Below are 24,367 nucleotides of genomic sequence, written 5' to 3' on the forward strand. Positions count from 1 at the left end.
AAGTCCGGTACGCCGATTCCCTCTCGCTTGATACGATTTTCTCCAAAGCGCCTGTTCCATGGGCGATGGAGACAAGATGGACCTGCACACATCCAGCGCCGCTGCCCAGGCGCTGTACCGCGTCATGGTGCGCATCCGCGCCTTCGAGAACGCCGCCGAGACGGCCAGCCAGGGCGGCGTGAGCGCCTATGGCCAGCAGGCCGCCGGCGCCGCCAAGGTCCGCGGGCCGCTGCACCTGTCGACCGGCCAGGAAGCGGTGCCGGCCGGGGTGTGCGGGCACCTGCGCACCACCGACTACCTCACCTCCACCCACCGCGGCCACGGCCACACGCTGGCCAAGGGCGCCGACCTCGCGCGGATGATGTGCGAGCTGTTCGGCAAGGCCACCGGCTTCAACGGCGGCAAGGGCGGCTCGATGCACATCGCGGACTTCTCGGTCGGCATGCTGGGCGCCAACGGCGTGGTGGCGGCAGGCCTGCCGATCGCGGTGGGCGCGGCGCATGCGCAGAAACTGCTGAAGAAGCCGGGCGACATCACGGTCTGCTTCTTCGGCGACGGCGCCATCAACCGCGGGCCATTTCTCGAAGCGCTGAACTGGGCACGGGTGTACGCGCTGCCCGTGCTCTTCGTCTGCGAGGACAACCGCTGGAGCGCGACCACGGCGAGCGGGCCGATGACGGCGGGCGACGGCGCGTCGGCGCGCGCCGCGTCGATGGATATCGCGGCCACGCAGGTCGACGGCAACGACGTGTTCGCGGTGCACGAGGCCGCCGCCCGGCTGGTGGCCGAGGTGCGGGCCGGCAGCGGGCCGCGCCTGCTGCATGCGCTGACGTACCGCGTGAAGGGGCATGTGTCGGTCGATCTGGCCGCCTACCGCGACCCGGCCGAACTGGCCGCCGCGCTGCAGACCGACCCGATCGCCCGGGCGCGGGACCGTCTGCTGGGTTCGGGCATTGCCGCCGCGACGCTCGACGCCATCGAGAACGCGGCGCGCGACGAGGTCGACACTGCCCTGGCGGTGGCCGACGCGGCACCCTGGCCCGACGCCGGCGCCGCCTTCACCGACGTGCAGACCACCGGCGCAGGCCAATGGAAATGAAGGCAATGAACGCAATGAACGCCACGACGAAGGACCTGAGCTATGCCGAAGCCGCCGTGCTCGCCCTGCAGCGCGAGATGCAGGCCGACCCGCGCGTGGTGGTGCTCGGCGAGGACGTGGGCCGCGGCGGCATCTTCGGCCAGTACAAGGGACTGCAGGACCACTTCGGCCCCGAGCGCGTGATCGACACGCCGATCAGCGAGGCCGCGATCATGGGCGCAGGCGTGGGCATGGCGCTGGCGGGGCTGCGCCCTGTGGTCGAGATGCGGGTGGTCGACTTCGCCCTGTGCGGCATGGACGAGCTGGTGAACCAGGCCGCCAAGAACCGCTTCATGTTCGGCGGCCAGGGCCGCGTGCCGCTGGTGGCGCGCATGCCGGGCGGCATCTGGGACGCCTCGGCCGCGCAGCATTCGCAGTCGCTGGAGGCGTGGTTCGCGCACCTGCCGGGCGTGGTGGTGGTGTGCCCGTCGACCCCGCAGGACAACCACGGCCTGCTGCGCTCGGCGCTGCAGTGCGGCGACCCGGTGGTCTACATCGAGCACAAGGCGCTGTGGGGCGTGCGCGGCGAGGTCGACGAAGACGTCGCCGTGCCGCTGGGCAAGGCGGCGCGCGTGCGCGAGGGCAACGCGCTCACGCTGGTGAGCTGGAGCAAGCAGATGCAGGCCTGCGCGGCCGCCTGCGACGCGCTGGCGGCCGAGGGCATGGCGGTCGACCTGATCGACCTGCGCACGCTGTGGCCGTGGGACCGCGACACCGTGCTGTCGTCGTGCGCGCGCACCGGGCGCCTGCTGGTCGTGCACGAGGCGGTGCAGGCGGCGGGCTTCGGCGCCGAAATCGCGGCCAGCGCGGCGGAGGCCACGGGCTGCCGCATCGCGCGGCTGGGCGCGCCGCGCATTCCGGTGGGCTATGCGCCGGTGCTGGAGGCGCAGTCGCGCGTCGGGGTGGAAGCGATCGTGGCGGCGGCGAAGAAGCTGGCGGGCTGAAGCCGAGACCACCGATCTGCATGGACCCGCTCTTCTTCAAGCTGGTGCGGGTGGTCAACCTCACGGCGCGGCCGTTTCATGAGCGCGTGGGCCGCGACCATCAGCTCACGCTGAACGAGTGGCGCGCCATGGCCGTGCTGGCCGCGCAGCCCGGGCTCAACGCCACGCAGGTCGCCGACCAGACCGGCCTCGACAAGATGGCCGTGAGCCGCGCGCTGGCCGGCCTGAAGCGCCACAAGCGCGTGCAGCGCCACGACGACCCGACCGACCAGCGCAGCCGCCGGCTCTATCTGACGGCTGCCGGCAAGACGCTGCACGAGACGGTGAGCGCCCTGGGCCGCGAACGCGAAGCCACGCTGTTCGCGGGCGTCGATGCCGATGAACTGGCCCGGCTGGACGCAACGCTCGACAAGCTCATCGACGCCGTCCAGCGCACCCACTGACCAACGAAACGGCCGCCCTCTCCCGCCCCTTCCAGAAACACCGTGGAACCGGCTCCGCCGGGCCACCGGTGTTGCCCCCGGTAGGGGGAAGGAGCAGCGACACGAAGTGCGCGGAGCCTGGGGGCGAGCCTTATGCCGCGAACCCGCCGTCGATGTTCAGTCCGGCGCCCGTCACGAACGCCGCTTCCGGGCTGGCCAGGTAGGCCACCATGCCCGCGATCTCGTCGGCATGGCCGTGGCGGTCGATGGCCATGAAGCTGTGCATGGTGGCGGCCATCGGGCCGTTGGCCGGGTTCATGTCGGTGTCGACCGGGCCGGGCTGCACGTTGTTGACCGTGATGCCGCGCGGGCCCAGGTCGCGCGCCAGGCCCTGCACCAGGCCGGTGAGCGCCGACTTGCTCATGGCGTACACGCTGCCGCCGGCAAAGGGCATGCGCTCGGCGTTGGTGCTGCCGATGTTCACGATGCGCCCGCCCGAGCCCATGTGCGCCAGCGCGGCCTGGATGGCGACGAACACGGCGCGCACGTTGACGGCGATGGTGCGGTCGAAGTCGGCCAGGCTGAACTGGTCGACGGGGCCCAGGTGCAGCACGCCCGCGCTGTTGACCAGGATGTCGATGCGCCCGCCGAAGTGCCGGGCGGCCTGGTCGATGCCGGCCTTGAGCGCGTCGGCGTCGGCGCTGTCGATCTTCAGCGCCAGCGCGCGGCCGCCTTCGGCCTCGATGGCGCGCGCCAGTTCGTCGGCGGGCGCCTGCGAGGCGCTGTAGCTGAAGGCCACGGCCGCGCCGTCGCGCGCCAGGCGGCGCACGATGGCCGCGCCGATGCCGCGCGAGCCGCCGGTGACGAAGGCGACCTTGCCGGCCAGGACGGGAGAAGAAGAAGCGACGTTCGAGGTCATGATTTTTCCGATCGGTTGGAGGAAGAAGGCCTTCAGTGTCGGCATTCCATTCCCTTCGCGGTAGCCATTAATTGGCGCAATCAACTTCAACCGTTGGTTGAAGATGCGCGGGAGAATGCACTGCATGGAACCGCTCAACCACCTCGAATCCTTCGTGCAAAGTGCCGAGGGCGGCAGCTTCTCGGCCGCCGCCCGGCGCCTGGGGCTGACGCCGGCCGCGGTCAGCAAGAACGTTGCGCGGCTCGAAGCCCGGCTGGGCGTGCGGCTGTTCCAGCGCAGCACGCGCCGCCTGACGCTGACCGAGGGCGGCGAGCGCTTCCTGGCGCAGATCGGCGGCGCACTGGCCACGCTGCAGGCGGCCGTGGCGGGCGTCGACACCGACGACGGCCAGCCGGCGGGCACGCTGAAGGTGAGCATGGGCCAGGCCTTCGGGCGCGAGCATGTGCTGCCGATGCTGGGCGACTTTCTGGCGCGCTACCCGGGCATCGTGCCGGACTGGCATTTCGACAACCAGCAGGTCGACCTGGTGGGCGAAGGCTTCGACGCGGCCATCGGCGGGGGCATCGAGCTGCCGGCCGGGCTGGTGGCGCGGGAGCTCTCGCGCATCCACGTGGTGGCGGTGGCCTCGCCCGCCTACATGCAGGGGCGCAAGCGGCCGCGGCACCCGTCGGAGCTGGCCTCGCTCGACACGCTGCTGCGCCGGTCCTCGCCCACGGGACGGGTGCGAAGCTGGACGCTGCGGCATGCCAAGGGCCAGGACGGCCAGGAGCGCCAAGACCGCGAGGAGGCCACCGTCGAGCTGCCCCGGCCGCGCGCCATCTTCAACGACCCCGAAGCCATCGCGCATGCGGCGCTCATGGGGCTGGGCGTGGCCATGCTGCCGATGCCCTTCGTGGAGCGCGGCTTGCGCAGTGACGCACTGGTTCGGCTGCTGCCCGAGTGGCATCAGGATGCGGGCGCGGTGTGGCTCTACTACCCGAGCAAGAAGCTGCTGCCGCCCAAGACGCGCGTGTTCATCGACTTCGTGCTGCAGCGCTTTCGCGACGAGCGCTTCGCGCAGCGGATGCAGGTGGGCTGACCTGGCGAACGGCCGGCCCGTCGGGTCACGGGGTTTTCACCCGCGACGCCCGCGGCGCGCCCCTGTACAAACGCGCGCATGACTTCTTTCTCATTTCAATCGAATCGCCGCACCGCGCTGGCCGCTTCCCTCGCAACCGCCCTCACCGTGATGGCCGCTCCTTCGTGGGCCCAGGCCACCTGGCCGACCAAGCCGGTGCGCATCGTCGTGCCGTTCGCGGCCGGCGGCACCACCGACATCCTCGCGCGCGCCATGGCGCCCGAGCTCTCCAAGGCCTTCGGCCAGCAGTTCATCGTGGACAACCGCGCGGGCGCCGGCGGCAACGTGGGCGCCGAGCTGGTGGCGCGCGCGCCGAACGACGGCTACACGCTGCTGATGGGCACGGTGGGCACGCATGGCATCAACCGCGCGCTGTACCCCAAGCTGCCCTTCGACCCGATCAAGGACTTCGTGCCGATCACGCTGGTCGCCGCCGTGCCCAACGTGATGGAAATGAACGCCGAGAAGGCCAAGGCGCTGAACATCCACAACGTGCAGGACTTCATCAAGTACGCCAAGGCCAACCCCGGCAAGTTGAACATGGCGTCCAGCGGCAGCGGCACCTCGATCCACCTGGCGGGCGAGCTGTTCAAGAGCATGACGGGCACGTTCATGGCGCACATTCCGTACAAGGGCTCGGGCCCGGCGCTGCTGGACATGGTGGGCGGCAACGCCGACGTGATGTTCGACAACCTGCCCTCGTCCATGGCGCAGATCAAGGCCGGCAAGCTCACCGCGCTGGCCGTGACGAGCGCACAGCGTTCGCCGGCGCTGGTGGACATTCCGACGGTGGCAGAGGTGGGAGGCCCGTCGCTCAAGGGCTACGAGGCCAGTTCGTGGTTCGGGCTGCTGGCGCCGGCCGGCACCTCGCCCGAGATCGTCAACCGGATTCAGCAGGAAGTGGCCAAGTCGCTGAACACGCCGGCCATCAAGGAAAAGATGCTCGCGCAGGGGGCGCTGCCCAGCGGGAATTCACCCGCGGACTTCACGAAGCTCATTGCGAGCGAACACGTGAAGTGGGCGAAGGTCGTCAAGGACTCTGGCGCGACAGTGGACTGACGCGCAGGACCCTCAGGTCTTCCAGGTCACGTCCTTCTTGTCGGCCAGGGAGTCCTTGAGCATGTGAAGCAGAGGCGCTGCACGCTGGTGCAGTCCTACATGCTGCTTCTCTGCATCGGCGGCATGGCCTTCGACGGCGTAGTCGTCATGGTTGTGGGCGTTGCCGCCCTCGCGGGCCAGCGCGGCCTCGAGCGCGGAGATGGCGCCGGGAATCTGCTCGACGGTGATGATGCCTTGCGGCGCGACCGACTTGCCGACGATGTCGAGCAGCTGGCGTGCGTGCACTTCGAGCATGACGAAATCAGCGGAAGCCCGGGACTGGAAACGATAGAGCATGGTGTTCCTCACTCACTTGTAGATGTAATCACGGGCAAAAGGGTACACCGACTGCGCGCCGCGCAAGACGCCTGCGCGCCCTACATTGCCGTCAGGCTTTGTCGACAACATCTGGTGCAAGGAAATCCAGCCTTGCTCGAAACTCATGGCCGAGCCCGCCAGGTACAGGCGGTAGGCGCGCAGCACGCGCTCGGCGTTCTCGGCCTGGCGCCCGCCGTTGCGCTGGAGCACCTCGAGCGCGGTGCCAAGCTGCGCCTCCAGCGCATCCGACCAGGCCCACAGCGTGCGCGCATAGTGCGGGCGCAGGCTTTCGGTGTCGACCATCTCCAGGCCCGCAGCCGCGGTGTCGCGCAGCACGTGGGTCACGTGCAGCAACTCACCGCCCGGGAAGATGTACTTCTCGATGAAGTCGCCCATGCCGGCGCCCAGCTGGCGGTAGTTCAGCTCGCCCGAGGTGATGCCGTGGTTGAGCACCAGCCCGCCCGGCTTGAGCAGCGCGTGGATCTTGCGGAAATAGGTCGGCATGTTGGCAGCGCCGACGTGCTCGAACATGCCCACCGATGAGATCTTGTCGAAGGGCTGCGCGTCGGGCAGCTCGCGGTAGTCGCGCAATTCCACGCGCACCCGGCCCTGCAGGCCCTTTTCCTCGATGAGCCGCTGCACGTGCGCATGCTGGTTCTTCGACAGCGTGATGCCGGTGGCGTCGACGCCGTAGTGCTCGGCCGCCCAGAGCAGCAAGGCGCCCCAGCCCGAGCCGATGTCCAGGTAGCGCTCGCCCGGCTGCAGCATCAGCTTGCGGCAGATGTGGTCGAGCTTGGCTTCCTGCGCCTGCGCCAGCGTGAGCTCGGGCGTGCGGAAGTAGGCGCACGAATACACGCGGCGCGGGTCGAGCCACAGCGCGTAGAAATCGTCGGAAACGTCGTAGTGGAACTCGATCTGGGCCGCGTCCTTGCGCAGCGAGTGCGAGCCGCGCGACTTGGCGCGGTGCTGCAGGCGGCTCCACCAGCTGGTGTCGGTCTCGGCCGGGTTGCCGGGCAGCATGCCCACGGTGGCGTCGATCAGGTCGCGCATGGCGCCCTCGATCTGCACCTTGCCCTCGACGTAAGCCTCGCCGATGGCGCCGACCTGGTGGGCGGCCAGCTTGGCAAGCACCTTCCACTCCTTGAAAGCCAGCGTGACGCGGGCCCCCGCCTGGGCAACGCGCCGGCCGTCCGGCAGTTCCAGGGCAATGGGAACAGGCAGCGAGGCCAGCTGCGACTCGATCTTCAGTATCAAGTTTTGCATGGGGGCCATGGTATTGATTTTTCAAAGTTTTTGCATGACTCCCCGCGCCGGCGGGGGCGCCGAGCGGCGCGCCGGCCCCGTTACGAATCCTCATTGACAGCAGATTGTTTATGCCTAAACTATTCAACCATGAACAGCCTCAGCACGGTCAAAACCGCTCCCGCCTCGGACCTCCAACGCATCCTGTGCATCGGCGGCGGGCCGGCAGGCCTGTATTTCGCCCTGCTGATGAAGGCGCGCAACCCGGCGCTCCAGATCACCGTGCTGGAGCGCAACCGCCCCTTCGACACCTTCGGCTGGGGCGTGGTGCTGAGCGACCAGACGCTGGGCAACCTGCGCGCGGCCGACGGTCCCACCGCGGCGCTCATCGGCAACGAGTTCCACCACTGGGACGACATCCAGGTCTTCTTCAAGGGCGGCCAGGTGCGCTCGGGCGGTCACGGCTTCTGCGGCATCGGCCGCAAGCGGCTGCTCAACATCTTGCAGGAACGCTGCCTCGCGCTCGGCGTGGAACTGGTCTTTGAAACCGATGCCGCCGACGACCAGGCGGTTGCCGCCAAGTACAACGCCGACCTGGTCATTGCCAGCGACGGCCTGAACAGCCGCATCCGCCAGCGCTACGCCGAAGTGTTCAAGCCCGACGTCGACCTGCGCGAATGCCGCTTCGTGTGGCTGGGCACGCACCAGACCTTCGACGCCTTCACCTTCGCCTTCGAAGAGACCGAGCACGGCTGGTTCCAGGCGCACGCCTACCAGTTCGACGACAAGACCTCGACCTTCATCGTCGAGACGCCCGAAGCCGTGTGGAAGGCCCATGGCCTGGACCAGATGGAGCAGCCCGAGGCCGTCGCCTTCTGCGAGAAGCTGTTCGCCAAGTACCTGGGCGGCCACTCGCTCATCAGCAACGCCACGCACCTGCGCGGCTCGGCCAACTGGATCCGCTTTCCGCGCGTGGTGTGCGAGCGCTGGACGCACCGCATCGACGTCGAGGGCCGCTCGGTGCCCGTGGTGCTGATGGGCGACGCCGCGCACACGGCGCACTTCTCCATCGGCTCGGGCACCAAGCTCGCGCTGGAAGACGCGATCGACCTGGCCAACGAATTCGCGCAGGGCGGCACCGTCGACCATGTGCTCGAAGGCTACGAAGCGCGCCGCAGCGTCGAGGTGCTGAAGATCCAGAACGCCGCGCGCAACTCCACCGAATGGTTCGAGAACGTGCCGCGCTACACCGGCATGCAGATCGAGCAGTTCGCCTATTCGCTGCTCACCCGGTCGCAACGCATCAGCCACGAGAACCTGCGCGTGCGCGACACGCAATGGCTCGGCGGCTACGAGCAGTGGCTGGCGGGCGGCAAGGCGATGCCGCCGATGCTCATGCCCTACACCGTGCGCGGGCTCACGCTGAAGAACCGCATCCTGGTGTCGCCGATGGCCACCTACAGCGCGGTCGACGGCGTGCCACAAGACTTCCTGCTGGTGCACCTGGGCGCGCGCGCGCTCGGCGGCGCCGCGATGGTGTTCGTCGAAATGACGAGCCCGACGCCCGAAGGCCGCATCACCCCGGCCTGCACGGGCCTCTACAACGACACGCAGCAGGCCGCGTTCAAGCGCATCGTCGATTTCGTGCACACGCAGTCGAGCGCGAAGATCGCGATGCAGCTCGGCCACAGCGGCCCCAAGGGCTCCACGCGCGTGGGCTGGGAAGGCACCGACGAGCCGCTGGAAAGCGGCAACTGGCCGGTGCTGGGCGCGAGCGCCGTGCCCTACGGCGAACAGAACCAGCTGCCCGCCGCGATCACGCGCGAGCAGATGGACACGCTGCGCGACCAGTTCGTCGACGCCACGCGCCGCACGCTGGAGGCCGGCTTCGACTGGCTCGAGCTGCACTGCGCGCACGGCTACCTGCTGTCGGCCTTCATCAGCCCGCTGACCAACCTGCGCACGGACGAATACGGCGGCGACATCGAAGCGCGCTGCCGCTATCCGCTCGAGGTGTTCCGCGCCATGCGCGCCGCGTGGCCCGAAGACAAGCCCATGAGCGTGCGCATCTCCGCGCACGACTGGGCCCCCGGCGGCAACACCGACGCCGATGCGGTGGCGATCGCGCGCCTGTTCAAGCAAGCCGGCGCAGACTTCATCGACGTGTCGTCCGGCCAGACCACGCGCACCGCGAAACCGGTGTATGGCCGCATGTACCAGACGCCGTTCTCGGACCGCATCCGCAACGAGGTCGGCATTGCGACCATCGCGGTCGGCGCCATCACCGACGCCGACCAGGCCAACAGCATCATCGCGGCCGGCCGCGCCGACCTGTGCGCCGTGGCGCGCCCGCACCTGGCCGACCCGGCGTGGACGCTGCACGAAGCGGCCAAGCTGCAAAGCCGCTACGTCGACTGGCCGAAGCAGTACCTGAGCGGGCGCGACCAGATGTACCGCGAGATCGCCAAGCAACAGCAGATCGCCGCGGCCACCGCATCGGCTGCCGCCGCGAACACGGACGAGACGCACTGACATGGACCTCGAAGCGCGCGCGCACAGCGAACATCCGGAAGCCCTTCGGCTCTGGCTGCGGCTGCTTACATGCACCCAGCTGATCGAGAAGCAGGTGCGCAACGAGCTGCGCTCGCAGTTCACCACCACGCTGCCGCGCTTCGACCTGATGTCGCAACTCGAGCGCTCGCCCGAGGGCCTGAAGATGAACGAGCTCTCGCGCCGCATGATGGTCACGGGCGGCAACGTCACGGGCATCACCGACCAGCTGGTGACCGAAGGCCTGGTGGAGCGCATCAACGTCGAAGGCGACCGCCGCGCCTGGCGCGTGCGCCTCACGGCGCGCGGACGCAAGCTCTTCAACGAGATGGCGCAACAGCACGAAGACTGGATCGTCGGGGCCTTCTCCGGCCTCAGCACCAAGGAGATCGCGCAGCTGCACAAGCTGCTCGGCAAGGTCAAGCAACACTCACACAACCAATCGATGGCGGAGACCGAATGAAGCACTACATCGGCGCAGGCAATCCCATGCGCGCCCAATTCGAAGCGAAGGCAGCCTACAAGGCCGAGCACTTCGCATGGAGCTACGACAACGGCATCGGCACCGTCACGCTGAACCGGCCCGAGCGCAAGAACCCGTTGACCTTCGACTCGTACGCCGAACTGCGCGACCTGTTCCGCGCGCTGAACTACGCCACCGACGTGAAGGTGATCGTGGTCACCGGCGCGGGCGGCAACTTCTGCTCGGGCGGCGACGTGCACGAGATCATCGGCCCGCTGACCGGCATGCGCATGCCCGAGCTGCTGGAGTTCACGCGCATGACGGGCGACCTGGTGAAGGCCATTCGCGCCTGCCCGCAGCCCATCGTCGGTGCGATCGACGGCGTGTGCGCCGGTGCCGGCGCGATGATCGCCTTGGCCTGCGACCTGCGCTACGGCTCGCCTGCCACGCGCACCGCGTTCCTGTTCACGCGCGTGGGCCTTGCTGGCGCGGACATGGGTGCGTGCGCACTGTTGCCGCGCGTGATCGGCCAGGGCCGTGCGTCGGAGCTGCTGTTCACCGGCCGCGCCATGACGGCGCAGGAAGGCCATGCCTGGGGCTTCTTCAATGCGCTGCACGAAAGCGATGCGCTGCTCGAGGCCGCCACCAAGGTGGCGCGCGACCTGGCCGAAGGCCCGACCTTCGCGCACGGCATGACCAAGACCATGCTCGCGCAGGAATGGTCGATGACCATCGACCAGGCCATCGAAGCCGAGGCGCAGGCCCAGGCCATCTGCATGCAGACCGAAGACTTCAAGCGTGCCTACGAAGCTTTCGCGGCCAAGCGCAAGCCGGTGTTCGGCGGAGACTGACGCGATGATGACCAAAGCACCCGCGCCGCCCTCGACCGCGCACCTCGCACTGCCCTTCTTCGACGACGCGCACCGCGCGCTGGCCGATGGCCTGCTGCCTTGGGCGGCGGCACAGGAGGTGGACGAACATGACGATCGCGCCGCATGCCGCGACTGGGTGCGGCGCCTCGGCGAGGGTGGATGGTTGCGCTACTGCGTGCCGGGCACCTCGGGCGGGGCGCTCGAGCGCCTCGACTCGCGCGCACTCGTGCTGCTGCGCGAAACGCTCGCCTTCCATTCGCCGCTTGCCGACTTCGCCTTCGCGATGCAGGGCCTGGGCAGCGGTGCGATCACGCTCGCGGGCACGCCCGAGCAGCATGCGAACTACCTGACTGCAGTTGCGAAGGGCAGCAAGATCGCGGCCTTCGCGCTCAGCGAGCCCGAAGCGGGCTCCGACGTGGGCGCGATGGCGATGCGCGCCGAAGCGACGGCCGATGGCTGGAAGCTGAACGGCGAGAAGACCTGGATCAGCAACGGCGGCATCGCCGACTTCTACTGCGTGTTCGCGAAGACCGATCCGAACGGTGGCACGCGCGGCATCACGGCCTTCATCGTCGATGCGACGACACCGGGCCTCGACAGCTCCGAGCACATCGACGTGATGGCGCCGCATCCGCTCGCGACACTGCGCTTCGAGAACTGCGTCGTGCCGCGCACCGCGCAACTCGGGGAGCTCAACGGCGGCTTCAAGCTGGCGATGCGCACGCTCGACATCTTCCGCGCATCGGTCGCTGCCGCGGCACTCGGCATGGGCCGACGCGCGCTGGCGGAAGCCATCTCGCATTCGAAGAACCGGCGCATGTTCGGCCAGACGCTCGCGGACTTCCAGCTCACGCAGGCCAAGCTCGGCGAGATGGCCGCGCTGATCGACAGTGCCGCACTGCTCACCTACCGCGCGGCATGGATGCGCGACGACGCGGAGCAACGCGGTGCACCCGCGGTCGGCGACGTGTCCGCTGCCGCCGCCATGGCCAAGATGTGCGCCACCGAGAACGCAAGCCGCGTGATCGACATGGCCCTGCAGATGCACGGCGGCCTGGGCGTGAAGGTTGGCACGAAGATTGAAAGCCTCTACCGCGACATCCGTTCGCTGCGCATCTATGAAGGCGCGACGGAAGTTCAACAACTGATCATTGGCAAATCCGTTCTGCGGGGATAAATACCGTGTCTGCCCAAGTCGACCGCTTCGTTCACGACCGCCTGCCGCCTGCCGAGCAGCTGCCCGTCTTTCGCTATGAGCTGCCCGAGCTGCAGTTGCCCGACCAGCTGAACCTGGTCGAGGAGCTGCTCGACAAGGCCGCCGCGAAAGGCTTCGGCGACAAGCCGATGCTGCGTTCGCCCGCAGGCACGCTGACGTACGCGCAAGCGGCCGTCGAGGTCAACCGCATCGCGCAGGTGCTGACGGAAGACCTCGGGCTGGTGCCGGGCAACCGCGTGCTGCTGCGCGGCGGCAATTCGGTGGCAATGGCGCTGTCGTGGCTGGCGGTGGTGAAGGCGGGCCTCATTGCCGTGGCCACGATGCCTTTGCTGCGTGCGAAGGAACTGGGCGAGATCATCGACAAGGCACGGCCCGTGGCCGCGTTGTGCGACGGGCGCCTGCTCGACGAACTCCTGATCGCGCAGCGCGAGTACCCGGTGCTTGCCACGGTGATCGCGTTCAACAAGCCCGACGCACCCGACTCCCTCTCTGCACGCGCAGCAACGAAGAGCGGCGTGTTCAAGGCCTGCCGCACGGCATCGGACGACATCGCGCTGCTCGCGTTCACCTCGGGCACCACGGGCAAGCCGAAGGCGCCCGTCACCACGCACCGCGACGTGCTCGCGATGTGCGAGACCTGGCCGCGCCATGTGTTGCACGCGCGCAGCGACGACATCGTGATCGGCTCGCCGCCGCTGGCCTTTACCTTCGGGCTCGGCGGGCTGCTGGTGTTTCCGATGTGGGCTGGTGCCTCGGTCTACTTCGCCGATGCGCCGTTCACGCCCGAAGGGCTCGTGAAGCTCATCAACGAGGTCGGTGCGACCATCTGCTACACCGCGCCCACGTTCTATCGCCAGATGGCGCCGTTCGTGAAGCAGCACGGCCTGCCCACGCTGCGCATCAGCGTGAGCGCCGGCGAGGCGCTGCCCGACGCGACGCGCCAGCTGTGGAAGGAAGCCTCGGGCATCGAGATGCTCGACGGCATCGGCGGCACCGAGGTGTTCCACATCTACATCTCGGCCGCCGGCGACGACGTGCGCCGCGGCGCGGTCGGCAAGGCGGTGCCCGGCTTCATCGCGAAGGTGGTGGACAACGCGGGCAACGAGGTGCCGCGCGGCACCGTCGGCAAGCTCGCGCTGCAAGGCCCCGTGGGCTGCCGCTACCTCGAAGACCCGCGCCAGACCGACTACGTGAAGAACGGCTGGAACTACCCCGGCGACTCGTTCGTGCAGGACGACGACGGCTACTTCTTCTACCAGGCGCGCGCCGACGACATGATCATCACGGCCGGCTACAACGTCGGCGGCCCGGAGGTCGAAGATGCCCTGCTCAAGCACCCGGCCGTGGCCGAGTGCGGCGTGATCGGCAAACCCGATGCGGACCGCGGCATGATCGTGAAGGCGTTCTGCGTGCTCAAGCCCGGCCAGCAAGGCGACGCAGCCCTGGTGAAGGCGCTGCAGGACCACGTGAAGGCGACGATCGCGCCGTTCAAATACCCGCGCGAGATCGAGTTCGTAACGGTGCTTCCGCGCACCGAGACCGGCAAGCTCCAGCGATTCAAACTGAGACAACTCAACACCACACCATGATCAACAAACTCCTGCAGCCTGAAGGCTGGTTGCCTCCCAAGGGCTATGCGAACGGCATTGCCGCGCGCGGCACGATGCTGTTCGTCGGCGGCCAGATCGGCTGGAATGCGCAGCAGCAGTTCGAGTCGGACGACTTCATCGAACAGTGCGGGCTGGCACTGCGCAACATCGTCGAGGTGCTGCGCGCGGGCGGAGCGGGCCCCGAGCACATGGTGCGCATGACCTGGTACGTGACGGACCGCGACGAATACAGCCGCCGGCTCTCCGAGCTCGGCCCCGTCTATCGCGATGCGATGGGCCGCAACTTCCCGGCCATGACCTGCGTGCAGGTGGCGGCGCTGGTCGAGCACCGCGCGAAGGTCGAGATCGAGGTGACGGCGGTCGTTCCCGACTGATGCCGTTCCCGCGCACCGCCATCGTGGCTCACACGATGGCGTGCGCAAAGCGCTTGCGGTACTCCGCAGGCGTGATGCCGACCTGACGCCGGAACGCACGGCGCAGCGTGTCGGCATCGGCAAAGCCGCACAGCGACGCCACCTGCTTGGGTGCGGCGTCCCCCACCTCCAGCAGGCGGCGCGCGGCGGCCACGCGAATCTCTTCCACCCATGCCGCGGGCGTGACCCCCACTTCTTGCCTGAACAGCCGCGCGAAATGGCGCTCGCTGAGGCCCATGCGCGCGGCGAGATTCGCGACGCCATGGGCCATGGCGGGGTTCGCCGCGATCCAGCGCTGGACCTCCTGCAAGGCCGAACGCCCCGTGGGTGCGGCTTCGCCCTTGCGGCTGAACTGCATCTGGCCACCGGGGCGCTTGAAGAACATCACGAGCTGAGCGGCGACCTTCATCGCGATTTCGCGGCCCAGGTCTTCTTCCACCAGAGCGAGCGCCAGGTCGAGGCCCGCGGTCACGCCGGCGGCGGTGCGTACGCGGCCGTCGCTAACGTGGATGGCGTCTGCATCGACGGTGACCGAAGGGAAATCCAGTGCGAGTTGATCGGCCACCGCCCAATGCGTGGTCACACGACGGCCGTTCAGCAAGCCGGCCTGCGCCAGCACGAAGGCACCGCTGCAGACGGAGCCGAAGCGGCGCACCTTCGGTGTGCGCTGGCGCAGCCATGCGGTCACGTCGAGGTCGAACAGTGTGCTTGCCGCATGCGGCGTGCCGGCGACGAGCAGCGTGTGAATGGGCTCGTTCATCTCGTCGCCTATCACCGCGTCCGGCATCAGCCGCACGCCTGACGAGCTGCGAATGGCGCCGCGCCGGCTCGCGATGACCCGCATGCGATAGGCCTCCGCACGGGCTTGTACGTTGGCTTCGGCGAATACATCGAGCGGGCCCGACACGTCCAGCAGCTGGACGCCGGGCATGGCGAGGATCGCGATGGTCTTGGCGCTGCGTGCGATGTCGGTGTCTCCTTCGGTCGTGGAATGGCTGGATTCGTCGCTTCATGGCGATTCAGGACACTCTATCCGAACCCTAGAGTCATGCTCACACGCACAGGAGAATCCACATGGCTTTGACGACGACAGACATCGAAGGGGTGCGCATCCCCGACAGCAAGCTTGCACACGAGATCACCGAACTGGTCCGGGACACGGCACCGCCGCTGCTGTTCCACCACTCGAGCCGGGTCTACTACTTCGGCGCATTGGCCGGCAAACGCCGCGGGCTCACGTTCGATCCGGAGCTGCTGTACGCGGGCGCGATGTTCCACGACATGGGCCTGCTGAAAGAGCACAGCAGCGCGCACGAGCGTTTCGAGGTCGACGGCGCGAACGTGGCGCGGGACTTTCTGCGGGGACACGGGATCACGCAACAGGACATCGACCTGGTGTGGACGGCGATCGCGCTGCACACGACGCCCGGGATTCCGCAGCACATGCATCCGGTGGTGGCGCTGGTCACGGCCGGTGTCGAGATGGACGTGCTGGGGCTGACCTACAAGGAGTTCAGCGAGGCCGAGCGCGCGCGGGTCGTGCATGCGCATCCACGCACGGAAAACTTCAAGGAAGACATCATCCAGGCCTTCTATGAAGGCATCCGGCACAAGCCACAGAGCACCTTCGGCAACGTCAAGGCAGACGTGATCGCGGACAAGGAGCCGCACTTTCACCGGGGCAACTTCTGCAGCGTGATCCGTTGCTCGGCCTGGCACGGCTGAGGTTCATCTTCGGAAACTCTGGAAACAAAAAAGCCCTCATTGCGAGGGCTTTTTCAATTCATTTACCGAGCCAAGAAAAAAGGCCCTTTGAAATTCAAAGGGCCTTTTAAATTGGTTGCGCGAGCAAGATTTGAACTTGCGACCTTTGGGTTATGAGCCCAACGAGCTACCAGGCTGCTCCATCGCGCGGCAAGTATAAATTATAGCTTATTCAGCAGCGTTTTGCTCAGCTGCGTCGTCTTTAATTTCAGCACGGTCGACCAGTTCGACGAGCGCCATCGGAGCGTTGTCGCCCACGCGGAAACCCATCTTCAGGATGCGGGTGTAGCCGCCCGGGCGCGCGGCGAAACGCGGGCCGAGTTCGCCGAAGAGCTTGACGACGCTGTCGCGGCTGCGCAGGCGGTCGAAGGCCAGGCGCTTATTGGCCAGCGTGGGCTTCTTGGCGAGCGTGATCATCGGTTCGATGACGCGGCGCAGTTCCTTGGCCTTGGGGACCGTGGTCTTGATGACTTCGTGCTCGATGAGCGAATTCATCATGTTCTGCAGCATCGCAAGGCGGTGCGAGCTGGTGCGGTTGAGTTTGCGGAGTCCGTGACCGTGACGCATGGTGCTTTTCCTTTACTTTATAAAAACAGGCAGCCGTGTCAGGTACTGCCCGGTGCACTGGCCCTTTTCTGGGCCAACCTTCAAAAATTCAAATCAACGCTTGTCGAGGCCGGCCGGTGGCCAGCTTTCGAGCTTCATACCCAAGGTCAGGCCGCGCGAAGCGAGGACTTCCTTGATTTCGTTGAGCGACTTGCGACCCAGGTTAGGGGTCTTGAGCAACTCGTTCTCGGTGCGCTGGATCAGGTCACCGATGTAGTAGATGTTTTCGGCCTTCAGGCAGTTGGCCGAGCGCACCGTCAGTTCGAGTTCGTCGACAGGGCGCAGCAGGATCGGATCGAATTGCTGTGCGCTGCGCGGTGCGGGTGCATCGAATGCGGCGAGTTCGCCGCCTTCGAGCTGCGCAAACACGGCGAGCTGCTCGACCAGGATTTTAGCCGATGCGCGCACTGCGTCTTCGGCGGTGATCGCACCGTTGGTCTCGATCTCGACCAGCAGCTTGTCCAGGTCGGTACGCTGTTCGACACGGGCGCTTTCGACCGTGTAGCTCACGCGCTTCACGGGCGAGAACGACGCGTCGAGAACGATGCGGCCGATCGACTTGGTCGGCTCGTCCGCGTAGCGGCGCATCGTGCCGGGCACGTAGCCGCGACCCTTTTCGACCTTGATCTGCATGTCGAGCTTGCCGCCTTGCGACAGGTGCGCGATCACGTGGTCAGGATTGATGATCTCGACGTCGTGCGGGGTCTGGATGTCCGAGGCCAGGACAGGGCCTTCGCCGTCCTTGCGCAGGCTCAGCGTGACTTCGTCGCGGTTGTGGAGCTTGAACACCACGCCCTTGAGGTTCAGAAGGATGTTGACGACATCTTCCTGCACACCGTCGATTGACGAGTACTCATGCAGAACGCCAGCGATCGTGACTTCGGTGGCCGAGTAGCCCACCATGGACGACAGCAGAACGCGACGCAGCGCGTTGCCGAGCGTGTGGCCGTAGCCGCGCTCGAAAGGTTCGAGCGTGACCTTGGCCTTGTTCGGCGCAAGTTGCTCGACCTGAATGGTCTTGGGTTTCAGCAGGGTGGTTTGCATGCAGACTTCCTCTCAATACCCCCGGCTCGTTACACCGGTAAGGCTGGTGAAGCACCTGACCCGCAGCAGAGTGCGGGGCAGGAACGTGAACAACAATAACAATCTCCCGCATGCGCCGAAGGGCGGATGCGGGAAGAAAAAATCAACGCGAATAGAGTTCGACGATCAGCGATTCGTTGATGTCGGCTGCGAATTCGTCGCGATCGGGCACCTTCTTGAACGTGCCTTCGGCCTTGTCGGCGTTCACATCGACCCATGCCGGAATACCGACTTGCTGGGCGAGCTGGAGCGCTTCGACGATGCGGTTCTGCTTCTTCGACTTGTCGCGCACGGCGATCACGTCACCGGTCTTGACCAGGTACGACGGGATGTTGACCGACTGACCGTTCACCGTGATCGCCTTGTGCGACACGAGTTGACGCGCTTCAGCGCGGGTCGAGCCGAAGCCCATGCGGTAGACGACGTTGTCCAGGCGCGATTCGAGGATGAACAGCAGGTTGGCGCCGGTGTTGCCACGGCGACGATCGGCTTCTTCGAAGTAGCGGCGGAATTGCTTCTCGAGCACGCCGTACATGCGCTTGACCTTCTGCTTTTCACGCAGTTGGAGGCCGTAGTCGGAAGTGCGCTGACCCGAGGTGCGACCGTGTTGGCCGGGCTTGGAGTCGAACTTGGCCTTGTCCTGGATCGAGCGGCGGGCGCTCTTCAGGAACAGGTCGGTGCCTTCACGGCGGGAAAGTTTGGCCTTGGGGCCGAGGTAACGTGCCACGATTTTTCCTTTGTGTATCTGCCGCAGTTGCCTGCGGGAGCCACCTGCGAGACGCGGATGGCGGTGGGCTTAGATAAAAAACAAATGCGCAGCCGCTATTCAAAGCCGGCTGCGCCTTGCAGACTGACGCTCAGATGCGGCGACGCTTCTGGGGGCGGCAGCCGTTGTGCGGAACGGGCGTCACGTCGGCAATGGAATTGATCCGGATGCCGAGCGCAGCCAGTGCGCGCACCGACGATTCGCGACCGGGGCCGGGGCCCTTGATCTCGACGTCGAGGTTCTTGATACCTTGTTCAACAGCAGCACGGCCGGCAACTTCGGAAGCCACCTGCGCAGCGAACGGCGTCGACTTGCGCGAGCCCTTGAAGCCCTGGCCACCCGACGAAGCCCACGACAGGGCGTTGCCCTGGCGATCGGTGATCGTGATGATGGTGTTGTTGAACGAGGCATGCACGTGGGCGATGCCGTCCGCAACGTTCTTGCGAACCTTCTTGCGAACGCGCTGTGCGGCGTTGTTTGCAGGTGCTTTAGCCATGCTGGTCTATCCTTATTTCTTCAGGGACTGCGCAGCCTTGCGCGGACCCTTGCGGGTGCGGGCATTGGTGCGCGTGCGCTGGCCGCGCATCGGCAGGCCGCGACGGTGACGGAAGCCGCGATAGCAACCGATGTCCATCAAACGCTTGATGTTCATCGTCGTTTCGCGACGCAGATCGCCTTCGATGGTGAAGAGAGCGATCTGATCACGGATCTTCTCGAGATCGCCGTCGGTCAGATCCTTGATCTTCTTCGAATATTCGATGCCGCTCGCTTCGCAGATTTGACGGGCGCGGGTGCGACCGATACCGAAAATGGCGGTCAGGCCGATTTCAGCGTGCTTGTGCGGCGGGATGTTGATGCCAGCAATACGTGCCATGTGCGTCCTCTAATACTCTTCAATCAACCCTGGCGCTGCTTGTGGCGCGGGTCGGTGCAAATCACACGCACCACACCTTTACGGCGGATGACCTTGCAATTACGGCAGATGGTTTTGACCGAAGCCGAAACTCTCATTTCATTCTCCTAAAACTGTTTAACGTGGCGGTCTACCGCCCGGACTCAATACTGAAAAACACAGCCCTACGATGTCTTGAAGTTAGCCTTCTTCAGCAGCGATTCGTACTGCTGGGACATCATGTAGTTTTGCACCTGGGCCATGAAGTCCATCGTGACGACCACGATGATCAGCAGGGAGGTACCACCGAAGTAGAACGGCACGTTGTACTTCAGGATCAGGAACTCTGGCAGCAGGCAGACGAAGGTGATGTACACCGCGCCGGCCAACGTCAGGCGAACCAGAATCTTGTCGATATAGCGAGCGGTCTGGTCACCCGGGCGAATGCCAGGAATGAATGCTCCACTCTTCTTCAGGTTGTCGGCCGTTTCCTTGCTGTTGAACACGAGAGCCGTGTAGAAGAAGCAGAAGAAAACGATCGCAGCGGCATACAGCAGCACATAGATCGGCTCACCCGGACGCAGCGCGCCAGCGATGTCCTTGATCCAGCGGAAACCACCTTCGCCCGTGCTGAACCAGCCAACCACCGTTGCGGGCAGCAGGATGATCGACGAAGCGAAGATCGGCGGGATCACGCCAGCCATGTTCAGCTTCAGCGGCAGGTGCGAAGACTGGCCACCATAGACCTTGTTGCCCACCTGTCGCCGCGCATAGTTCACGAGGATCTTGCGCTGACCACGTTCCACGAACACCACGAAGTAGGTGACCAGCACCACGACCGCGATGATGAAGAGCGCAATGATGGGGTTCATCGCACCGGTTGTCACCAGGGACGCCAGGCCGCCGATGGCATTGGGCAAGCCAGCTGCGATACCTGCAAAGATCAGGATCGAGATGCCGTTGCCCAGGCCGCGTTCGGTGATTTGCTCGCCGAGCCACATCAGGAACATCGAACCGGCCGTCAGGCTCACCATGGCGGTCAGGCGGAAGCCGAAGCCGGGTGCGATGACCAGGCCGGCCGACGACTCGAGCGCCACCGAGATGCTGAACGACTGGAACAGTGCCAGACCCAGCGCGCCGTAACGCGTGTACTGAGTGATCTTGCGGCGGCCAGCCTCGCCTTCCTTCTTCAATTGCTCGAAGGTAGGAATCACGTAGGTCATCAACTGCATGATGATCGACGCCGAGATGTACGGCATGATCCCCAACGCGAACACGGTGAAACGCGACAGCGCCCCGCCCGAGAACATGTTGAACAGGCTCAAAATGCCGCCCTGCTGGCCCTGGAACAACGCTGCCAGCTGGTCCGGGTTGATACCCGGCACAGGAATGTGAGCGCCGACCCGGTAGACCACGAGCGCGAGCAGCAAAAACACGAGCCGACGACGAAGGTCGCCGAACTTGCCTGTTTTTGCGATCGTTGCCGCGTTAGTTGCCACGAAGAACTTCTTTCAGTCCGAGGGTGATCAGGCGAAGCTGCCGCCGGCTGCTTCGATAGCAGCCTTGGCGCCAGCCGTTGCACCCACGCCCGTCAGCTTGACGGCCTTGGTGAGTTCACCGGTCTTGATGATCTTGACGACCTTGGCGAGCTGGCCCACGAGGCCGGCTTGCTTCAGCGCCAGGACGTCCACTTCGGCCAGGCCGAGCTGCTCGAGGGCAGTCAGCGTGACTTCGGCGTTGAACTTCAGCAGGTGCGACTTGAAGCCACGCTTGGGCAGGCGACGCTGCAGAGGCATTTGACCGCCTTCGAAGCCCACCTTGTGGAAACCGCCTGCGCGCGACTTCTGGCCCTTGTGACCGCGACCTGCGGTCTTGCCGATGCCAGAGCCGATACCACGGCCAACGCGACGCTTGGCGTGCTTGGCGCCGGCTGCCGGCTTGATGCCATTGAGTTCCATATCAGTCTCTCTTACAGAACTTTGACCAGATAACTGATCTTGTTGATCATGCCGCGCACCGCCGGGGTGTCTTGCAGCTCGCTCACGCTGTTGAGCTTGCGCAGGCCGAGGCCACGCACGGTCGCGCGATGCGATTCCTTGGTGCCAATCGGGCTTTTGACCAATTGCACCTTGAGGGTTTGTTGTTGCGTCGTCATTTGAATGCTTCTTTCAGGCTTGCGCTCAAGCGAAGATTTCTTCGACGGTCAGGCCACGCTTGGCAGCCACCGCGGACGCGGTCGTCGAGTTCTTCAACCCGTCGAGCGTGGCGCGAACCATGTTGTAGGGGTTCGACGAACCATGGCTCTTGGCCACGATGTCGGTGATGCCCATGACTTCGAACACGGCGCGCATCGGGCCGCCGGCGATGATGCCGGTACCCTTCGGGGCGGGGATCATGACGACCGAAGCGGCGCCGTGATGACCCGTCACGCGATGATGCAGCGTGCCGTTCTTGATCGAGATCTTGGCCAGGTTGCGACGGGCTTCTTCCATTGCCTTCTGCACGGCAGCAGGCACTTCCTTCGACTTGCCCTTGCCCATGCCGACGCGACCTTCGCCGTCACCCACCACGGTGAGTGCTGCGAAACCGAGGATACGACCACCCTTCACCACCTTGGTGACGCGGTTGATCGCGATCATCTTCTCGCGCAAACCGTCTTCAGGGCCTTCGTTCTGCGTTCTTGCTTGAATCTTTGCCATTTTGAATCTCGTGTCCGGTTAGAACTGCAGACCGGCTTCGCGGGCGGCCTCGGCCAGCGCCTTGACGCGGCCGTGGTATGCGAAACCAGCGCGGTCGAAAGCGACCTTCTCGACGCCTGCAGCCTTCGCCTTTTCAGCGATGCGCTTGCCGACTGCGGTGGCTGCGGCGGCATTGCCGCCCTTGCCCGAACCGCCGAGCGAGGTACGCACTTCGGCTTCTGCCGTCGATGCGGTTGCAATCACCTTGGTGCCGTCGTCGGAGATGACGGTTGCGTAGATGTGCAGGTTGGTGCGGTTCACCGTGAGACGGGCCACGCCCTGCGTCGCGATGCGAATGCGGGTCTGGCGCGAGCGGCGAAGACGCTGTGCTTTTTTGGTCAACATCATTTTGCTGCCCCTTACTTCTTCTTGGTCTCTTTGATCACGATCTTCTCGTCCGAATAACGGATGCCCTTGCCCTTGTAAGGCTCAGGCGGACGAACAGCGCGGATCTCAGCGGCGATTTGACCAACGCGCTGACGGTCAGCACCCTTGATCACGATTTCGGTCGGGGTCGCAGTGGCCACCGTGATGCCTTGCGGCATTTCGATGTTGACCGGGTGCGAATAACCGACTTGCAGGTTCAACTTGTTGTTGGAGGCTGCAGCCTTGTAGCCGACGCCGACCAGGTTGAGCTTCTTCTCGAAGCCCTTGGTCACGCCAACCACCATGTTGTTCACCAGCTGACGGATCGTGCCGCTCATCGCGTTCGCTTCACGCGACTCGTTGGCGGGCTCGAAGCTCAGCTTGCCGTCATTGCTGACGACCTTGACCAGTGCATTGCGATGCAGGACGAGCGAACCGCCCGTGCCCTTCACGCTGATCTGGTCTTCCTTGATCGACACATCCACGCCTGCGGGGATGGTGATCGGCATTTTTCCTACTCGGGACATTTCAGTAACTCCTCGATGTCTCGGTTAGGCGACGTAGCACAGAACTTCGCCGCCGACACCGGTGGCGCGAGCCTTGCGGTCGGTCATCACGCCCTGGGGGGTCGTGACGATCGCAACGCCGAGGCCGTTCTGGACTTGCGGAATGGCTGCACTGGCCTTGTAGACGCGCAGGCCGGGGCGGCTCACGCGTTCGATACGCTCGATGACCGGACGGCCAGCGTAGTACTTCAGCGTGATGACGAGTTCGGACTTGCCTGCATCGGTCTTCACTTCGAAGCCGTCGATGTAGCCTTCGTCCTTCAGGACTTGTGCAATCGCAGCCTTCACCTTGGAAGACGGGATCGACACAGTGGGCTTCGCCACCATCTGCGCGTTACGGATACGCGTCAGCAGGTCGGCAATGGGATCACTCATGCTCATGTTGTTTGCTCCTGCCTGGCTTACCAGCTGGCCTTGGTGACACCGGGGATGTCGCCAGCGAAAGCCAGTTCACGGATCTTGGCGCGAGCCAGACCGAATTGACGGAAGGTACCGCGCGGACGACCGGTGATTGCGCAACGGTTGCGTTGGCGGGTCGGGTTCGCATTGCGCGGGAGCTTTTGCAGGCCCAGGCGGGCTGCTGCGCGCTCTTCGTCGCTCTTCTTCAGGTCGTTGGAAGCCGCCTTCAGTTCTGCGTGCTTCGCCGCGAACTTGGCAACCAGCTTGTCGCGCTTGAGTTCGCGCTGGATCAAAGATTGTTTAGCCACAGTTCGCCTCAGTTCTTGAACGGGAAACGGAAACCAGCCAGAAGCGCCTTGGCTTCTTCGTCGGTCTTGGCCGTCGTCGTGATGCTGATGTTGAGACCGCGCAAGGCATCGACCTTGTCGTACTCGATCTCGGGGAAAATGATCTGTTCCTTGACGCCGATGTTGTAGTTGCCACGGCCGTCGAACGCACGGCCGGAGATGCCGCGGAAGTCGCGAACACGCGGCAGCGCGATGGTCACGAAACGGTCCAGGAACTCATACATCTGCACGCCACGCAGCGTGACCATGCAGCCGATGGGCTGGTTTTCGCGGATCTTGAAACCGGCGATAGCCTTCTTCGACTTGGTGACCACGGGCTTCTGGCCGGCGATCTTGGTCAGGTCGGCGACAGCGTTGTCGAGAACCTTCTTGTCGGCGACTGCTTCACCCACGCCCATGTTGAGCGTGATCTTGGTGAGGCGCGGGACCTGCATCGGCGACTTGTAGCCGAACTTTTCAGTCAGGTCTTTCGCGATCTTTTCGCGATAGTGTTGTTGGAGACGTGCCATGTGAGTACC

The 24,367-nt window shown here is 65.4% G+C and carries 31 protein-coding genes and 1 tRNA gene; 12 read left to right on the plus strand and 20 right to left on the minus strand.

Annotated features, from left to right (window positions below; all coding sequences use genetic code 11):
- The first annotated feature begins 76 nt into the window (after positions 1-76).
- The 3 genes from ACSFBM_RS29235 to ACSFBM_RS29245 are packed head-to-tail and all read left to right on the plus strand — an operon-like array spanning position 77 to position 2,525.
- Positions 77-1,099 (plus strand): thiamine pyrophosphate-dependent dehydrogenase E1 component subunit alpha, encoded by a 1,023-nt coding sequence (locus ACSFBM_RS29235; RefSeq protein WP_435487526.1) that lies wholly within the window; start codon positions 77-79, stop codon positions 1,097-1,099.
- A gap of 5 nt (positions 1,100-1,104) precedes the next feature.
- The gene (locus ACSFBM_RS29240) at positions 1,105-2,082 is read left to right on the plus strand and encodes an alpha-ketoacid dehydrogenase subunit beta (protein ID WP_435487527.1); all 978 of its coding nucleotides are present in this window, start codon (positions 1,105-1,107) and stop codon (positions 2,080-2,082) included.
- Positions 2,083-2,102: 20 nt separating this feature from the next.
- Positions 2,103-2,525: a MarR family winged helix-turn-helix transcriptional regulator gene (locus ACSFBM_RS29245; RefSeq protein ID WP_435487528.1), complete on the plus strand. Its 423-nt coding sequence runs from the start codon at positions 2,103-2,105 to the stop codon at positions 2,523-2,525.
- A gap of 130 nt (positions 2,526-2,655) precedes the next feature.
- Here the strand turns inward: ACSFBM_RS29245 and ACSFBM_RS29250 are convergent, their stop codons facing one another.
- Positions 2,656-3,423, minus strand: coding sequence for an SDR family oxidoreductase (locus tag ACSFBM_RS29250; RefSeq protein WP_435487529.1), 768 nt, complete (start codon positions 3,421-3,423; stop codon positions 2,656-2,658).
- A gap of 124 nt (positions 3,424-3,547) precedes the next feature.
- Between ACSFBM_RS29250 and ACSFBM_RS29255 the strand changes: the two genes are divergently transcribed.
- Both ACSFBM_RS29255 and ACSFBM_RS29260 read left to right on the plus strand, forming a co-directional pair.
- Positions 3,548-4,501, plus strand: coding sequence for a LysR family transcriptional regulator (locus ACSFBM_RS29255; protein WP_435487530.1), 954 nt, complete (start codon positions 3,548-3,550; stop codon positions 4,499-4,501).
- Between the two features lie 78 nt (positions 4,502-4,579).
- Positions 4,580-5,599 carry a Bug family tripartite tricarboxylate transporter substrate binding protein gene (locus ACSFBM_RS29260; RefSeq protein WP_435487531.1) on the plus strand — a complete coding sequence of 340 codons (1,020 nt, stop codon included), beginning with the start codon at positions 4,580-4,582 and terminating at the stop codon, positions 5,597-5,599.
- Positions 5,600-5,611: 12 nt separating this feature from the next.
- Here the strand turns inward: ACSFBM_RS29260 and ACSFBM_RS29265 are convergent, their stop codons facing one another.
- Entirely contained in the window at positions 5,612-5,935 is a 324-nt protein-coding gene (locus ACSFBM_RS29265; protein WP_435487532.1) for a DUF1840 domain-containing protein, read from the minus strand.
- Positions 5,936-5,947: 12 nt separating this feature from the next.
- Positions 5,948-7,219, minus strand: a complete 1,272-nt coding sequence (locus tag ACSFBM_RS29270) for a class I SAM-dependent methyltransferase (protein WP_435487533.1) — start codon at positions 7,217-7,219, stop codon at positions 5,948-5,950.
- Positions 7,220-7,348: 129 nt separating this feature from the next.
- Between ACSFBM_RS29270 and ACSFBM_RS29275 the strand changes: the two genes are divergently transcribed.
- Genes ACSFBM_RS29275 through ACSFBM_RS29300 form a run of 6 tightly spaced genes read left to right on the plus strand, consistent with a single transcriptional unit; the run spans position 7,349 to position 14,283 of the window.
- Positions 7,349-9,730, plus strand: a complete 2,382-nt coding sequence (locus ACSFBM_RS29275) for a bifunctional salicylyl-CoA 5-hydroxylase/oxidoreductase (protein WP_435487534.1) — start codon at positions 7,349-7,351, stop codon at positions 9,728-9,730.
- Position 9,731: 1 nt separating this feature from the next.
- A complete protein-coding gene (locus ACSFBM_RS29280; RefSeq protein WP_435437515.1) occupies positions 9,732-10,211 on the plus strand; it encodes a MarR family winged helix-turn-helix transcriptional regulator in 480 nt (159 codons plus the stop codon).
- Positions 10,208-11,062 carry an enoyl-CoA hydratase family protein gene (locus ACSFBM_RS29285; RefSeq protein ID WP_435487535.1) on the plus strand — a complete coding sequence of 285 codons (855 nt, stop codon included), beginning with the start codon at positions 10,208-10,210 and terminating at the stop codon, positions 11,060-11,062. Before ACSFBM_RS29280 ends, ACSFBM_RS29285 begins: the two co-directional genes overlap by 4 nt.
- Positions 11,063-11,066: 4 nt before the next feature.
- On the plus strand, positions 11,067-12,260 hold the full coding sequence (locus ACSFBM_RS29290) for an acyl-CoA dehydrogenase family protein (protein ID WP_435487536.1): 1,194 nt from the start codon (positions 11,067-11,069) through the stop codon (positions 12,258-12,260).
- Between the two features lie 5 nt (positions 12,261-12,265).
- Positions 12,266-13,888 (plus strand): AMP-binding protein, encoded by a 1,623-nt coding sequence (locus ACSFBM_RS29295; protein ID WP_435487537.1) that lies wholly within the window; start codon positions 12,266-12,268, stop codon positions 13,886-13,888.
- Positions 13,885-14,283, plus strand: a complete 399-nt coding sequence (locus ACSFBM_RS29300) for a RidA family protein (RefSeq protein ID WP_435437511.1) — start codon at positions 13,885-13,887, stop codon at positions 14,281-14,283. The genes ACSFBM_RS29295 and ACSFBM_RS29300 overlap by 4 nt, the downstream gene beginning before the upstream one ends.
- Positions 14,284-14,311: 28 nt before the next feature.
- Here the strand turns inward: ACSFBM_RS29300 and ACSFBM_RS29305 are convergent, their stop codons facing one another.
- Positions 14,312-15,289, minus strand: a complete 978-nt coding sequence (locus ACSFBM_RS29305; RefSeq protein ID WP_435487615.1) for a GlxA family transcriptional regulator — start codon at positions 15,287-15,289, stop codon at positions 14,312-14,314.
- Between the two features lie 107 nt (positions 15,290-15,396).
- Here ACSFBM_RS29305 and ACSFBM_RS29310 point away from each other — a divergent pair, with 107 nt between their 5' ends.
- Entirely contained in the window at positions 15,397-16,047 is a 651-nt protein-coding gene (locus ACSFBM_RS29310; protein ID WP_435487538.1) for an HD domain-containing protein, read from the plus strand.
- A 112-nt stretch (positions 16,048-16,159) separates the two neighbouring features.
- Here the strand turns inward: ACSFBM_RS29310 and ACSFBM_RS29315 are convergent.
- The 16 genes from ACSFBM_RS29315 to rplE form a co-directional block, all read right to left on the minus strand.
- A tRNA-Met gene (locus tag ACSFBM_RS29315) sits at positions 16,160-16,236 on the minus strand.
- 18 nt (positions 16,237-16,254) lie between these two features.
- Positions 16,255-16,653, minus strand: a complete 399-nt coding sequence (rplQ, locus tag ACSFBM_RS29320) for a 50S ribosomal protein L17 (protein WP_116910279.1) — start codon at positions 16,651-16,653, stop codon at positions 16,255-16,257.
- A gap of 93 nt (positions 16,654-16,746) precedes the next feature.
- Positions 16,747-17,736 (minus strand): DNA-directed RNA polymerase subunit alpha, encoded by a 990-nt coding sequence (locus ACSFBM_RS29325; RefSeq protein ID WP_093059385.1) that lies wholly within the window; start codon positions 17,734-17,736, stop codon positions 16,747-16,749.
- A 142-nt stretch (positions 17,737-17,878) separates the two neighbouring features.
- The gene (gene rpsD / locus ACSFBM_RS29330) at positions 17,879-18,502 is read right to left on the minus strand and encodes a 30S ribosomal protein S4 (protein WP_009124826.1); all 624 of its coding nucleotides are present in this window, start codon (positions 18,500-18,502) and stop codon (positions 17,879-17,881) included.
- A 130-nt stretch (positions 18,503-18,632) separates the two neighbouring features.
- The gene (rpsK, locus tag ACSFBM_RS29335) at positions 18,633-19,037 is read right to left on the minus strand and encodes a 30S ribosomal protein S11 (RefSeq protein WP_009124825.1); all 405 of its coding nucleotides are present in this window, start codon (positions 19,035-19,037) and stop codon (positions 18,633-18,635) included.
- Between the two features lie 12 nt (positions 19,038-19,049).
- Positions 19,050-19,415 (minus strand): 30S ribosomal protein S13, encoded by a 366-nt coding sequence (gene rpsM, locus ACSFBM_RS29340; RefSeq protein ID WP_093243005.1) that lies wholly within the window; start codon positions 19,413-19,415, stop codon positions 19,050-19,052.
- Between the two features lie 23 nt (positions 19,416-19,438).
- Entirely contained in the window at positions 19,439-19,552 is a 114-nt protein-coding gene (gene rpmJ / locus ACSFBM_RS29345) for a 50S ribosomal protein L36 (RefSeq protein WP_013544106.1), read from the minus strand.
- Between the two features lie 66 nt (positions 19,553-19,618).
- Positions 19,619-20,932 (minus strand): preprotein translocase subunit SecY, encoded by a 1,314-nt coding sequence (secY, locus tag ACSFBM_RS29350; RefSeq protein ID WP_435437510.1) that lies wholly within the window; start codon positions 20,930-20,932, stop codon positions 19,619-19,621.
- A gap of 27 nt (positions 20,933-20,959) precedes the next feature.
- On the minus strand, positions 20,960-21,391 hold the full coding sequence (rplO, locus tag ACSFBM_RS29355) for a 50S ribosomal protein L15 (protein ID WP_101491466.1): 432 nt from the start codon (positions 21,389-21,391) through the stop codon (positions 20,960-20,962).
- 11 nt (positions 21,392-21,402) lie between these two features.
- The gene (gene rpmD, locus ACSFBM_RS29360) at positions 21,403-21,588 is read right to left on the minus strand and encodes a 50S ribosomal protein L30 (protein ID WP_009124818.1); all 186 of its coding nucleotides are present in this window, start codon (positions 21,586-21,588) and stop codon (positions 21,403-21,405) included.
- Between the two features lie 25 nt (positions 21,589-21,613).
- The gene (gene rpsE / locus ACSFBM_RS29365) at positions 21,614-22,132 is read right to left on the minus strand and encodes a 30S ribosomal protein S5 (protein ID WP_013544109.1); all 519 of its coding nucleotides are present in this window, start codon (positions 22,130-22,132) and stop codon (positions 21,614-21,616) included.
- 18 nt (positions 22,133-22,150) lie between these two features.
- Positions 22,151-22,516 (minus strand): 50S ribosomal protein L18, encoded by a 366-nt coding sequence (gene rplR / locus ACSFBM_RS29370; protein ID WP_042672913.1) that lies wholly within the window; start codon positions 22,514-22,516, stop codon positions 22,151-22,153.
- Between the two features lie 14 nt (positions 22,517-22,530).
- Entirely contained in the window at positions 22,531-23,064 is a 534-nt protein-coding gene (rplF, locus tag ACSFBM_RS29375) for a 50S ribosomal protein L6 (protein WP_435437508.1), read from the minus strand.
- Positions 23,065-23,088: 24 nt separating this feature from the next.
- Positions 23,089-23,484 (minus strand): 30S ribosomal protein S8, encoded by a 396-nt coding sequence (gene rpsH, locus ACSFBM_RS29380; RefSeq protein ID WP_056516708.1) that lies wholly within the window; start codon positions 23,482-23,484, stop codon positions 23,089-23,091.
- 20 nt (positions 23,485-23,504) lie between these two features.
- Positions 23,505-23,810 carry a 30S ribosomal protein S14 gene (gene rpsN / locus ACSFBM_RS29385; protein ID WP_093436359.1) on the minus strand — a complete coding sequence of 102 codons (306 nt, stop codon included), beginning with the start codon at positions 23,808-23,810 and terminating at the stop codon, positions 23,505-23,507.
- A gap of 8 nt (positions 23,811-23,818) precedes the next feature.
- On the minus strand, positions 23,819-24,358 hold the full coding sequence (rplE, locus tag ACSFBM_RS29390) for a 50S ribosomal protein L5 (protein WP_013544114.1): 540 nt from the start codon (positions 24,356-24,358) through the stop codon (positions 23,819-23,821).
- Positions 24,359-24,367 lie beyond the last annotated feature (9 nt).

Source organism: Variovorax pasteuri (genome assembly GCF_051216435.1).
In the GTDB taxonomy this organism is placed as follows: Bacteria; Pseudomonadota; Gammaproteobacteria; order Burkholderiales; family Burkholderiaceae_C; genus Variovorax.